The 12979-nt window shown below is 47.0% G+C and carries 15 protein-coding genes; 5 read left to right on the top strand and 10 right to left on the bottom strand.

The features are described from left to right. Nucleotides 1-156 precede the first annotated feature (156 nt). Nucleotides 157-1472, top strand: a protein-coding gene (locus BLU03_RS10950; RefSeq protein WP_093107785.1) for an IS3 family transposase whose coding sequence is annotated in 2 segments (ribosomal slippage) — nucleotides 157-517 and nucleotides 517-1472 — 1317 coding nt in all. Because the reading frame shifts where the segments join, the coding sequence is not laid out codon by codon here. Nucleotides 1473-1521: 49 nt separating this feature from the next. Here BLU03_RS10950 and BLU03_RS10945 read toward each other — a convergent pair. Then, entirely contained in the window at nucleotides 1522-1911 is a 390-nt protein-coding gene (locus tag BLU03_RS10945; protein ID WP_093107783.1) for an OsmC family protein, read from the bottom strand. A gap of 144 nt (nucleotides 1912-2055) precedes the next feature. Here BLU03_RS10945 and BLU03_RS10940 point away from each other — a divergent pair, with 144 nt between their 5' ends. After that, nucleotides 2056-3225, top strand: coding sequence for an MFS transporter (locus BLU03_RS10940; RefSeq protein ID WP_093107780.1), 1170 nt, complete (start codon nucleotides 2056-2058; stop codon nucleotides 3223-3225). Between the two features lie 18 nt (nucleotides 3226-3243). Here the strand turns inward: BLU03_RS10940 and BLU03_RS10935 are convergent, their stop codons facing one another. The 7 genes from BLU03_RS10935 to BLU03_RS10905 form a co-directional block, all read right to left on the bottom strand. Further along, entirely contained in the window at nucleotides 3244-4197 is a 954-nt protein-coding gene (locus BLU03_RS10935; RefSeq protein ID WP_093107778.1) for a metal ABC transporter substrate-binding protein, read from the bottom strand. Between the two features lie 66 nt (nucleotides 4198-4263). Further along, entirely contained in the window at nucleotides 4264-4677 is a 414-nt protein-coding gene (locus BLU03_RS10930; protein WP_008588420.1) for a Fur family transcriptional regulator, read from the bottom strand. After that, nucleotides 4674-5531, bottom strand: a complete 858-nt coding sequence (locus tag BLU03_RS10925; RefSeq protein WP_008588418.1) for a metal ABC transporter permease — start codon at nucleotides 5529-5531, stop codon at nucleotides 4674-4676. Before BLU03_RS10925 ends, BLU03_RS10930 begins: the two co-directional genes overlap by 4 nt. Beyond that, on the bottom strand, nucleotides 5528-6301 hold the full coding sequence (locus tag BLU03_RS10920) for a metal ABC transporter ATP-binding protein (RefSeq protein ID WP_008588416.1): 774 nt from the start codon (nucleotides 6299-6301) through the stop codon (nucleotides 5528-5530). Before BLU03_RS10920 ends, BLU03_RS10925 begins: the two co-directional genes overlap by 4 nt. Nucleotides 6302-6403: 102 nt before the next feature. Further along, entirely contained in the window at nucleotides 6404-7096 is a 693-nt protein-coding gene (locus BLU03_RS10915) for an amino acid ABC transporter permease (RefSeq protein ID WP_076571382.1), read from the bottom strand. 12 nt (nucleotides 7097-7108) lie between these two features. Next, a complete protein-coding gene (locus BLU03_RS10910) occupies nucleotides 7109-7987 on the bottom strand; it encodes a transporter substrate-binding domain-containing protein (protein WP_093107776.1) in 879 nt (292 codons plus the stop codon). A gap of 119 nt (nucleotides 7988-8106) precedes the next feature. Further along, nucleotides 8107-8574 (bottom strand): low molecular weight protein-tyrosine-phosphatase, encoded by a 468-nt coding sequence (locus BLU03_RS10905; protein WP_008588409.1) that lies wholly within the window; start codon nucleotides 8572-8574, stop codon nucleotides 8107-8109. A gap of 135 nt (nucleotides 8575-8709) precedes the next feature. On the opposite strand from BLU03_RS10905, the gene BLU03_RS10900 reads away from it, so the two are divergent. Further along, a complete protein-coding gene (locus BLU03_RS10900; protein ID WP_076571378.1) occupies nucleotides 8710-10065 on the top strand; it encodes an alanine/glycine:cation symporter family protein in 1356 nt (451 codons plus the stop codon). A gap of 113 nt (nucleotides 10066-10178) precedes the next feature. On the opposite strand, the gene BLU03_RS10895 is transcribed toward BLU03_RS10900, so the two are convergent. Next, the gene (locus tag BLU03_RS10895; RefSeq protein ID WP_093107774.1) at nucleotides 10179-10544 is read right to left on the bottom strand and encodes a DnaJ family domain-containing protein; all 366 of its coding nucleotides are present in this window, start codon (nucleotides 10542-10544) and stop codon (nucleotides 10179-10181) included. Nucleotides 10545-10555: 11 nt separating this feature from the next. Beyond that, a complete protein-coding gene (locus BLU03_RS10890; protein ID WP_008588403.1) occupies nucleotides 10556-11299 on the bottom strand; it encodes a YkgJ family cysteine cluster protein in 744 nt (247 codons plus the stop codon). 132 nt (nucleotides 11300-11431) lie between these two features. On the opposite strand from BLU03_RS10890, the gene mreBH reads away from it, so the two are divergent. Both mreBH and BLU03_RS10880 read left to right on the top strand, forming a co-directional pair. Continuing rightward, complete coding sequence (gene mreBH / locus BLU03_RS10885; protein WP_008588401.1) at nucleotides 11432-12439, top strand: rod-share determining protein MreBH; 1008 nt, start codon at nucleotides 11432-11434, stop codon at nucleotides 12437-12439. Between the two features lie 228 nt (nucleotides 12440-12667). Next, entirely contained in the window at nucleotides 12668-12964 is a 297-nt protein-coding gene (locus tag BLU03_RS10880) for a hypothetical protein (protein ID WP_008588398.1), read from the top strand. Nucleotides 12965-12979 lie beyond the last annotated feature (15 nt).

Below are 12979 nucleotides of genomic sequence, written 5' to 3'. Positions count from 1 at the left end.
TATTTTTTCCGGAAAAAAAGCCCTCCAGGCAGAGGGTGAACTATACCCCGAATAATGGACACGAAAAAAAGTGCCCCTTATTCGGGGTTTTTTATGTTTCCTAACCTCGAAGTTCCTTTATAATCAAATTAACGACAAAGAGCGGGGTTGAAAAACATGACGAAGATAATGTTTACCGAAGCACAAAGAAAAGAGTTAGCGTCCAATCCGAACGTCCTCAAGGTGACTGATCGTTCCATCACCTATGCCCCAGCCTTCAAAGTGAAGGCTGTGAAAGAAAACCAAGAAGGAAAGAGCCCGTCTCATATCTTTGTAAACCACGGTTTCGATGTGGCGATGATTGGCGCCAAGAAGCCTAAAGAGTGTTTGAAACGGTGGCGCAAGATATTCCATGAACACGGAGAAGATGGGTTACGGGGCAAAGGTTCCACAGGGAGACCTTCCTCGAAACATCTTTCTTCCGAAGATCAATTGAAGAAGGCAGAAGCGCGTATTGCGTATTTGGAGGCAGAGTTGGATTTTGTAAAAAAGCTCGACGAACTCGAAAGGCAGGCGAAGAAGAAGAGATAACCACCTCAGAGAAATTTCAACTCATTGAACGAGTCCTCCGGACTCATGGTTTCCCCCATATGATCCGGTATTTTTGTGAGATTGCCCGGGTAAGCCGGTCCGGGTACTACAACTGGTTGAAATCAGAGGATGCCCGTCATAAGAGGGAACAGAAAGGTGAGGCGGATTATGAAATCATCAAGAAAGCGTTCGACCGGCGTCAGGGCAGAATCGGAGCTCTCCCCATCAAAATGATGGTGGAGAACGATGAACACGTCGTGATGAACCATAAACGTATTCGACGCATCATGAAGAAATACAACCTCGTATGTACCATTCGCAGAGCGAACCCTTATAAACAAATCGCTCAAGCGACCCAGGAACATCAAACATGTGACAATAAGCTGGAGCGTCACTTCGATCACGAGGAACCACAACGCGTCCTTTTAACGGATATCACGTATCTCTATTATGCGAAGGGACAGAAGGCTTACCTTTCGGCCATCAAAGATGGGGCGACCCGTGAGATTCTGGCTTACTATCTATCGACCTCTTTGAAGATGGATATCGTCTACACGACTCTTGATAAGTTAATGGAACGGGAGGATTTCTTCCCTCATCCCGATTGTCTGATTCACTCAGATCAGGGTATGCATTACACGCATCCTGCGTTCCAGAAAAAAGTGAAAGACCTGGGGTTACACCAGTCGATGTCTCGAAGAGGCAACTGTTGGGATAATGCCCCGATGGAATCCTTCTTCGGCCACATGAAAGACGGCATCAACTTCAAGGCCTGTTTCTCTTTCTCCGAGGTGCAACAAGCCATCGACGAATACATGGATTATTACAACAACCATCGATACCAGTGGTCCTTACAAAAAATGACCCCGGCTCAATACCGAGGTCATCTTATAGCAGCCTAGCACTTTTTATTAAACTGTCCATTTTCAGGGTTACAGTTCAGGGCTTCAGTCAGCTCAATTGAATGCATTCTATAGTCTCTTCAATGTCGATACTGTCTTTCACTGACTGCACCATCGAGCAGTTTTTTCTTGCTACTTCAAGGTTTTTAGCCAGCTTATCCTGGTTCAGATGATAGCCTTTCACTACGTAATGAAGATGGACTTTTTCAATCCGGTTCGCTTCATCAGGGTTTCTTTTCACATCAGCTGTAAGATTGATGTCTTCATATTTGATCCTCTGCTTATCGAGAATTTTCCGGTACACACTCAGGCTGCACCCGGCTATGGAAGCCGTCATCAGCTGGTAAGGACGGAAACCGTAATTCTCATCACTGGAAATATTAAGATTGTCGAACTCGAATGATGTACGGATGCCTTCATCTTTCAGATAAAATTCCATTCCCTCTCACTCCTCTGTTAAAATGCGTCTTTATTCATAGTATAACCGATTCATCTGTATTTCTAACGTAAAATTAATCTTCTTGCAAACGATCCCTCTGTTCGCTTATTCTGTAGGAAGACTTTACCGGAGGGAGGGAGTACCATGTTCAGTGTAAAACAGAGATTCCGGGTCTTAATAGGACTCGTTACTATTTCCGGGTTTTCTCAAGGGATGCTCCTCCCTCTACTGGCTGTCATTCTGGAACAGAACGGAGTATCCTCCTCTTTGAATGGCATCCATGCTACAGGTCTTTACATAGGTATTCTCCTTGCTTCCCCTTTTATAGAAAAGCCGCTCCGTTCCCTCGGCTTCAAGCCGATTATTATGGTCGGAGGTCTCCTGGTGGTTACGTCGCTGTTCCTTTTTCCTTTCTGGCAGTCCCTATGGTTCTGGTTCGCCCTCCGTGTAGCTATAGGTATCGGGGATCAGATTCTGCACTTCGGTACGCAGACGTGGATTACGACTACGGCCGACAAAGGAAGCCGCGGACGCAGTATCGCCTATTACGGGCTGTTCTTCAGTCTCGGTTTCACACTGGGCCCTCTTATGACCAATCTTCTTTCGGTCAGTACGTACTTTCCTTTCCTGCTGGCTTCTTTCCTCAGTTTGGTCGTATGGCTGTTCATGCTGAAAGTGGGAAATGAATTTCCGGAGGAAGATTACGCCTCCGCTCACGGATCCAGTTCGTTCGGAAGATTCCTCAAAGCCGCCGCAATAGCCTGGCCCGCTTTTCTCGGTCCGCTCTGCTACGGCTTTCTGGAAGCGTCGCTGCACGGCATATTCCCGGTTTACGGATTACGTATCGGTCACGAAGTGCAGACCGTCTCTTTCATTATCCCGGCCTTCGCTGCAGCAAGTCTTTTATCACAGATTCCGCTCGGCCGCTGGAGCGATTCCATAGGGCGCCCCCGCGTCATACGCTATGCTCTTGCCGGAGGCACAGCCGCTTTTCTCATCGCTTCCTTCTACGAGTCTTCGGCCACTGTACTGTTTCTATGCTTTGCTTTCGCCGGACTTTGTGTCGGATCTTTATTTTCCCTGGGCATCTCTTATATGACTGATCTTCTGCCCCGGGAACTCCTCCCTGCCGGAAATATATTATGCGGGATGTCGTTCAGCATCGGCAGTATTCTCGGTCCGTTTCTGTCGGGAATCGTTCTTGACATACTCCCGGACCTGTCTCTCTTCTTTTTGATCGTAGGTCTGCTCGTCTTTATTTTTCTGGTGTTCTTTTTCAAAAAAGATGTATCCGTCACGCAGGACCCGGTCTGAAGTGTAGACGGGTCCTCTTTACCGGTTCAAGGCCTGCTCGAGAACTTCCCTGTTTTCTTCCATGATGTCGAAGTAATCTTTTCCTTTTTCCGCTTCTTCTTCTGTTCTCGTAGCCAGATTATGCAGATAAAGGGCTTCTGCCCCTATTTCTTCCTGTACTATATCCGCCGCTTTCATAGACACGTTCTTTTCGAACAATACGTAGTTGAGTCCATGCTCCTCTGCAGTTTCGATCACGTGTTCGAGTTCTTTTTGAGAAGGTTCATTCGTAGAGGAGAGACCGGCTACGGAAATCTGTTTTAAGCCGTAGGCGTCCTCCCAATACCCGTATGCCGCGTGTGAGACTATCACTTCCTGAGTGTCCGCCTCTTTGACGGTGGCGGCCATACGTTCATCAAGTTCGTGAAGTCTTGCCTTCAACTTTTTTGTATTCTCGCTGAACTCATCCTTTTTTTCCGGATACATAGTCGCCAGTTCCTTTTCAATCTCTTCCGCCACTTCCGTCATAATCACAGGATCGAGCCATATGTGAGGATCCTCTCCGCTCGAGGAATGGCTGTGGCCGTCATGATCCCCGCCTTCTTTTTCTTCATGTCCGTTCTCCTTCTTCAACCCTCCCAAGCCTTCTGCCGCAGCAACCGTTCGGACATCTTCCGCTTCCAGTGTATCGGCGATCGTCTCTGCGTATGCCTCGAAGTCATCTTTCGTGTAGATGAATACCTCTCCTTCTGCCATACGTACCATTTCCTTGGTCGTCGGTTCATACGTATGTGCATCCGCACCTGCCGGCAGGATAGACTCGACCTCAAGCGTCTCACCTGCTATTTTCTCAGTCATAAACTGCAATGGATACACAGTAGTATAAATGACATCTCCCTTTTCCTCATTCCCTTTTTTCCCGGCTTCGCCGCTATCGCAGGCCGAGAGAACGACTACTGCGAGTAAAAACAGAGCAATACCTGACTTTTTCATTCCACACACCTCTCATCCATAACAATTACTTCACGCCTGAAAGTCTTTCTTTATAAACTCACGGGGTTAAGCACATAGCGGGCACTTCCCGTAAATTTCAAACTTATGACTTTCCACATCATAGCCTTTTAAATCTTCATTTATCTTTTCCATCGGACAGAACTCTATCAGCTTCGTTTTTCCGCAGTCTGTGCAAATAAAATGGTGATGATGGTGCCCGGTACCGCAGCTGAGCCGGAAATGTTTTTCGCCTTCAAGTTCTGTAGCCTCAAGCACGTTTTCTCCGGATAAAAGATAAAGATTCCGGTAGACTGTATCGAAACTTATATTCGGAAACTCCTTCTGCATATCCTGAAGTATCTTCTTTGCCGGTACGTACTGATCGTGCGATGCGAATATTTCTATAATCCGCTCCCTCTGTTTCGTCTTCTTGTACCCTTTCTCCTTCAGCTGTTGTAAAGCACGGTTCATTACACTCATACTTTTTCTCCTTTCTCAAAAAGACCGGAACGGAATTTTTTGTACAGCATACTTATCATAAGAAGCACCACCGCAGCCATTACGATCGTCCCTCCCGGCGGTACATCCAGCTGATACGCACTGATCAGCCCGATAACAACGGAAATTTCTCCGAACAGTACCGAAAGACCGATTGTCTGCCTGAAACTGACGGACATGCGGAGAGCGGATGCGACAGGCAGCGTCATGAGTGCCGAAACGAGCAGTATGCCGACTACCTGCATGGCCGAGGCGATGACGAGAGCTACCATTACAATAAATAAAAAGTGGACGAACCTGGCATTCACCCCGGCAATAGACGCATGGTCTTCGTCAAAGGAAAGTACGAAAAGCTCTTTGTAAAACATAAGGACGATAATTACGACCAGCGTGGTGATGACAGCTACTGTCCACATATTTCCTCTGCTGACGGCTGTAACACTTCCGAATAAATAACTGAATAAGTCCGTATTGAATCCGTCTGCCAGAGAAATAAGTATAACGCCGAGGCCTATTCCGCCCGATAACATGATAGGGATTGCCAGCTCTTCGTAATGCTTGTACACTTTTCTCAATTTTTCTATGAACACAGCACCCAGAACGGAAAACGCCATCCCCATATACATCGGGTTCCAGTCGTCCACTGCCGATACGCGCTTTTCAATCAGCAGACTGGCAGCAATCCCCGTTAAAGTGATGTGGGAGAGGGCGTCCGCTATCAGCGACAGTCGCCGCACGACGATGAATACTCCGAGCAAAGGAGCTACAAGTCCGATGAGCAGACCGGTAATCACCGCATTCTGTAAAAATTCATATTCCACAATCGCTTCAATCATAGTGAACTCCCTTCGTGGTTATGAGTAAGCTGCTGCAGGGAGTGACCATACATCAGACTCAAAGTTTCATCGTCCATATTTTCGTAATCCTCCGTGGAACCATGGAAATGGACTGTTTTATTCATGCAGGCAACGTGTGTAGCGTGGCTTGTAATGGTGCCGATATCGTGACTTACCATTAAAAGAGTGAGATTGCGCTCTCCGTTCAATTTAGCTAAAAGATCGTAGAAAGCAGTAACATGTTCACTGTCCACTCCGACAGTGGGTTCGTCGAGAATAATCAGGGAAGGGTCGCTCACCAGAGCACGGGCAATAAACACCCGCTGCTGCTGCCCTCCCGACAGTTCACCGATAGAGTGTTGGGCATATTCTTCCATCTCCACTTCGCGCAAAGTGGCAAGCACTTTATCTTTATGACTGTGATTAAAGAGCTGGAACATGTTCATACGGGATACAAGACCGGAGCGGACGACTTCATAGACGGTAGCCGGAAATCCCGAGTTGAAACTGTTCGCTTTCTGTGAGACGAAGCCCACTTCCTGCCATCTATTGAACTTTTTCACTTCTTTACCAAACAGCCGGATGTGTCCCCTGACCGGTTTTTCGAGACCGAGCATCAGTTTGATCAGGGTGGATTTACCGGAACCATTCGGTCCGACAAGACCGACGAACTGCCCTTCGTTTATAGTCATGTTTACGTTCTCCACTACCCAATTCCTGTCATATTTGAAAGACACATCTTCAAGTTCAATAAGCGGTTCCTGAGCCATGATTCGCCTCCTCCAATTATAAATAAGAATGATTACGATTTAGATTATATAGCAGCCCGGTGAATGTGTAAAGAAAAAAACGCCTCCGTCTCCGGATGGCGTTTATACATATCTGTTATACCTTTTCTCCAAATAGTTCTGAAAGAAAGAGAATAATAAAGTCAGAGCCCAGTAAACGAGTGCGGCAGTAATGTACATCGTCATGGAATCTACCGTTCTCCCTGCCGCTATCTGCGCTTTATTCAATATTTCGGGCACAGTGATCATTGCTGCGAGAGAGGTAGCTTTCAACAGGTCAAGAAACACGTTGGCAAGCGGCGGAATGGCCACTCTCGTCGCCTGAGGTACGATGATTCTTTGTAATGTCTTCCAGTAGGAGAACCCGAGAGCCCGGGAAGATTCCCACTGGCCCTCGTCCACACTTGAAAGTGAGGAGCGTATGATCTCCGCCACGTAAGCGGCACTGTTCGTCCCGAAACCGAGAACGGCAGCTGAAACGGCATTGATTTCAATACCTACAGCCGGAAATCCGAAATAAATGACGAACAGATACACAAGGATCGGCGTTCCCCGCATGAACGATATGTAAAATCTGGCGGGAAGCTGCAGCCATAGCTGAGCCGACGACCGTGCCAGAGCCAGAAAAAAACCGAGAACCAGACCGAGAACCATACCTGCCAGAGCTACAAGCACTGTGTAGGGGATCCCTTCCAATATCAGGGGCAGATTTTCGATAGAACGTTGAAAATTAAATAGTTTGCCGGGTTCAAAATCGTCTATCTCGATTCCGATCATTTTATTCCCTCCTTAAAGATCCAGTTCATCTACAGAAGGAATATCCTCTTCCGGCCGTTTGGACACGTCCGCATTATAAAATTCCTCCGACAGCTCTTTCAGCGTTCCATCTTCTCTCATTTCCGTAATCGCCTCATCGACCTTCTTCTTCAGTTCGTCCGCATCCTGCGGAAGAACGACCGCAATTTTGGCTTCGTTGAATTTAATGTCCGGATGTATCTTCACATTTATATCAGGAAGAGCTTCTGTCGCCAGTTTCTGCAGGTAGTAGTCGTTAATGATAAAATCCGTACGTCCATTCTCGACATCACGCAGATATACATCATTAGTCACATTATTGTATGTCTTCAGCTCAGCTCCCAGTTCCTCTGCGAGCTGGGAGTGCGTAGTGGTCGCTCCCCCACCGTGTACTTTACCGGAAACGTCCTCAAGCGTTTCAATTCCGGATAAATCATCTTCACGAACAATTATCGAAGTGAAGGAATATTTATAGGGCTCGCTGAATGCGAAATCCCTTTTTCTTTCTTCAGTGATTTCAAAATCGTTGGCTACCATATCCACTCTTCCATTTTTAAGGGCTGGAAGCATGCCGTCCACACCGATTTCTTCGAAAGAAATATCGATATCCAGCCGTTTACCGATTTCTCTCAAAACCTCCACGTCATAACCGGTCAGTTTATCCGATCCCTCCGGATAGTAAGTGGAAGCAAGCAGGGTTCCGGAAGTTGCTACAGTCGCCCCTTCTTCCTGAAGCTGCTTGAATAATGTCTGTTCTTTCTCACCGTCTTTGCTGCTATTGCTCTTCTCACTGGAGTTCTCGTCACTGCCGGTCCCGCAGGCAGCCAGTACAAGAGTAAAAGCGAGAGCAAATAAAAATATTATTTTTTTCATGTATACACACCTTTCTATTTTTTAACAATTCCAACTATACCAATCTTCTGTATCACTATTCAATCATACACACCTCTTTTTTCATAAAAGTAAAGGAAGGCACTGGCAGCCTTCCTTCCCTATAATGAGTGGTCTCTTCTGATAGAATCCAGAAGCCCTTCACAACCGCTGTTCACGAGCTCAAACGTTCCTTCGAAATCGCCAGTAAGGTAAGGGTCAGGCACTTCACTTTCCGGAACATTTTCGGCGTAATCCATCAGTTTCTGTATTATGACACCCTCTTTGTCATTGATCGCTTCTACATCTCTCAGGTTATTATCATCCATGACGATCAGGTAGTGGAAATCTTCCCAGTCCTGTTCCGTAATCTGCCTGGCTTTCGTATCTGTCATACGTATGTGATTTTTCCGAAGGACAGCCCGGGTACCTTCATGAGGAGGAGACCCCTCGTGCCAGTGTCCCACGCCGGCAGAGTCTGTATCTATTTTATCCTGTAACCCCTCCTGTTCAACCTTACTGCGAAAAATGGCTTCGGCCATCGGTGACCTGCAAATATTACCGAGACAAATGAATAATACACGAATCATAATAGTAACCTCCTTCACTCTTCTTATTATAAATGATTTTTCTGTTTTCCTCACTTTTTCCTATAAAAACCTTGACTTTTAGTTGAATTTTCGGAATATTTAGTATGTAAGCATTATCTTACAAGGGGGATTTAGATGGACAGATTAAACGAAATACTTGGGAACATAAGCGGCCTCGTATGGGGCTGGCCTCTCCTCGTACTGCTTGTAGGTACAGGTGTTTACTTAACGCTTCGGCTGGGTTTTTTACAGTTCCGGACTCTGCCTTACGCTTTGAAACTTGCATTTAAACCAAGCGCTCAGCAGAAGGGAGAAAAAGGAGACATCTCCCACTACCAGGCTCTGACCACTGCACTTGCCGCCACAATAGGTACAGGTAACATAGCAGGGGTGGCTACAGCGGTCGTGCTGGGCGGGCCCGGAGCAGTATTCTGGATGTGGATCACCGCTATATTCGGCATGGCTACTAAATACGCAGAAGCAATACTTGCCGTAAAATACCGGGTCGAAAACAACAAAGGTGAAATGTCAGGTGGACCTATGTACTACCTTGATCGCGGACTCGGCCAAAAATGGCTGGGAGTGCTTTTCGCATTTTTCGGAGCTATCGCCGCGTTCGGCATAGGGAACATGGTCCAGGCCAACTCCGTCTCCGATGCTGTAGTCCAGACATTCAACATTCCGACATGGATTACAGGACTGATTCTTCTCGTGTTTGCCGGTCTCGTTCTTCTCGGCGGAATCAAAAGCATCGGCCGTGTAACGGCATTTTTCGTTCCGATTATGGCAGCTTTTTACGTTCTTGGTGCATTAATAATCATTATTACTAATTTTGAACTCGTAGGCCCTGCCTTCAATACGATTTTCACAGATGCTTTCAGCGCTAATGCAGTCGGAGGAGGTCTTCTCGGTACTGTCATCCGTTACGGGGTAGCCCGTGGAGTCTTTTCGAACGAAGCTGGACTCGGCTCGGCACCGATCGCCGCCGCTGCTGCCCGTACGGACTATCCCGGCCGTCAGGCTCTCGTGTCCATGACACAGGTACTTATTGATACGATTATCATCTGTACAATGACCGGACTGACCATCGTTATGGCCGGGGAATACAAGGGGGAAGGAAGCGAGGATGGTGCTGCCCTGACCACCGCATCGTTCAGTGCTTTCCTCGGCGATATAGGAGGATACATCGTCACGTTCGGACTGATCTTCTTCGCTTTCTCCACTATTGTAGGCTGGTCCTATTATGGAGAGAAATGCTTCGGTTATCTGACTAACGACCGGGGGCTCGGATTTTACAAAATTCTTTTCGTCGCCTTTGTATTCATCGGTGCGGTAATTGAACTCAGTACTGTCTGGACCTTCGCTGATGTCATGAACGGTCTTATGGCTTTCCCTAACCTTATCGGACTTCTCCTGCTTTCCGGAGTCGTAGCCTCGGAGACGAAGCGGTTCCTGAAAGTCGCCAAAGAGGAGAAGCGTTCTGCAGGTTAACAACGGTCTCTATTCTTAAAGAAAAAAATGAAGCCTCTCCCTCACTTGCCTGTGCGGGGGAGGCTTTCCTATCAGATCTGTATGGCCCGGAGGTCGCTCGGAAAGTTTATGTTTTAAAGCCGCTTTCTTATGGAACTTTCATATTGGCCGAAAGTTCCGGACTGGGCCATTTTCCTCTTTTCCATAAGCATTTGAAAACGGATACGTTTCTCCGTCAATTTCCTTTCCGTGCGTTCTTTCTCTTCGGGATCCGTAATCTGATCCAGCAGTTCCTCGAGTTCCACCACTTCTTTCTTAATCTGCATCTCTTCAGGTAACATGCCGGCGTTTTTCAATACGCGGTAGCTGTTCCTGAGGTCATCCGGCACGTGGGCGAACTCATCTTCCGGCAAAGGTCTGCCCTTTCCCGGCAAATCATCGAGGTCTCCCTGATCAACCGCCTTTTTAATTTTCTCTTCAACGATGTGAGCAAGATCCATCTCCCCACCCCCTATACGTGCATTTCTCCCTGCCGATACTGTCTGATCCATCCCGGAAGGTAATCATAGCTCCAGGCGTCCATCGGGTAATCGACAGGAAGTTCTTCCCCGTTTTCATACAGGGCCTGCACAAGTTCATTTATACCCTGGAAGTAAAAATTATAAAGAAAGTCGTAACTTGTCGTCTCTTTCGGCATGTGTTCCGTAGCACAGACTGTCGGGTCGGAATAGTTCACGTACGTACGGCACGGTACCGGTCTGATTTCATACGCCTTGCACAACTGTTTCTCCTCATCCAGCATCGGACACGGTAAATTCAGCTGTTTGTATTTCCATTTCATCTCGGGGTCGTCTTCCTCAATAGCCAGAGCCTCCTCCAGCTTCCGGGGGAACTTTTCGTAGTATTTTTCCCAGTGTCTGTAGATATCTTCTTTTCTATCCGGCTCCATATGTTCAATGGAGCGGAAGAAGAGTTTCGCTTCCATTTTGCTGACCCTTATCGGGAAATAACAGCAGAAAGCACAGCCCATGAAACAGTTCGGTTTCATTTCCATGAAAGAATCTATATCCGTCATCGTTTCATCCACCGAACGGAGCAATTTCTCGAAACCTTCGAGAATGATACTCTCCGTATCTTTTTCACTTTCCAGAAGATCATCTACGACTTCCTCAAAGATGGAAACATCCAGTTCATACGATTCATTCAGGACGTCACTTTTTTTTCGTATGTCTTCATAAGTCAAATAACCGCCCACTGCAGCGTCCCCCTGTCTTTACTTTCCCCCGATTATAAAACAATCACTCATTTATTTCTATCACTGTTTTCCCAAATACATTATAATAGAGTTATCCATTCAGAAAAATCTATCATCACTGGAGTGAAATCAATGCTATCTAACGAAGAAATCGGAATTGATCTTGGTACCGCAAACATACTTATCTATTCCAAATCCAAAGGAATGTTATTGAACGAACCTTCCGTCGTCGCCTACAATACGGACACCAAATCAGTGATCGCCGTAGGGGAAGAAGCTAAAAAGATGGTCGGGAAAACACCAAAGAACGTCATACCCGTAAGGCCGCTCAGAGACGGAGTGATCGCAGACTTCGACATGACCTCCCAGATGCTGAAAGAATTTTTGAAGAAAGCCGGGAAATCCTCCGGTATGTCTATCAGAAAACCTACGGTAGTAGTGTGCACTCCGTCCGGTTCCACCTCCGTAGAACGACGGGCAATCGAAAACGCTGTGAAAAACTACGGCGCCAAACAGGTGCACCTCATTGAGGAACCGATAGCAGCGGCTATAGGAGCGGATCTGCCCGTAGATGAACCGCTTGCGAACGTTATAGTGGATATCGGTGGCGGGACGAGTGAAGTGGCTATCATTTCGTTCGGGGGCGTCGTCTCCAGCAACTCCATCCGCTCCGGCGGAGATGTGATGGATGAGGAGATTATGAATTACGTACGCAAACAGTACAACATGCTTATCGGCATCCGGACCGCCGAACTGATTAAAATGGAAGTCGGCCAGGCTCCGGTCGAGCATGAAGAAAGAACAATGGAAGTGCGGGGGCGGGACATGGTGACCGGTTTGCCTAAACCGATTCAGCTCACTTCTACAGAAATACAGGGCGCCTTGAAGGAGATTCTTGCACAAATTCTTGAAACGATCCGCACGACTCTCGAAAGCTGTCCTCCTGAACTAAGCGGGGATATAGTCGATCGCGGTATTATACTTACGGGCGGAGGTGCACTTTTAAACGGTCTGCAGGACTGGCTGTCAAGTGAGATCGTTGTTCCTGTACATATGGCCCCGAACCCGCTGGAGTCTGTCGCAGTCGGAACGGGCCGTTCGTTGAAAATGATAAAAAAATTACAGAAAGCCAATAAATGATTTAAAAGAAAGCACCGCCGCACCGGTGTTTTCTTTTTGCATGGAGGACTTTTTCACTTATCCCATGCAGGTAAAAGCGTTTAATAACAGGCTATAACAGGAAAGGAATAAGGGACGATTGTTGTTTATCGGGAACAGAATCGGCATCTTTCCGGAGAAATTACAGCTTCCCCCGAAAATTTTTGAATACAAAGCGGTCTTACCGCGAGCAGAAAGGGAGGGATCATTATGAGTGCAACAACTTTATTAAAATGGATCACCGGTATTTGTGAGGCTTTTCTGGCTATCCCGGTCATAGGCGGGACGTTTATACTGAGCGGCGGCTGGCAGCCGCTACTATTTATGTTCGTTTTCCACGTAATCGTACTTATCGTTTCCGTTAAGCAGAACGAATTCAGCTCAGGAAGCGTCGCCGGTATGGTGGCGAACGCCCTCGGAATCATACCTGTAGTCGGCTGGATCCTGCATACTATCACTGCAATCATTCTCATCATTGATGCAGGGAAATCCACGGTTAAAAAATAATCGTTTCGTAAGTAT

Source organism: Salimicrobium album (assembly GCF_900107115.1).
Classification (GTDB): Bacteria; Bacillota; Bacilli; order Bacillales; family Halobacillaceae; genus Salimicrobium; species Salimicrobium album.
The sequence above is the reverse complement of the archived record's forward strand: the minus strand, read 5'-3'. Positions and strand labels throughout refer to the sequence as shown.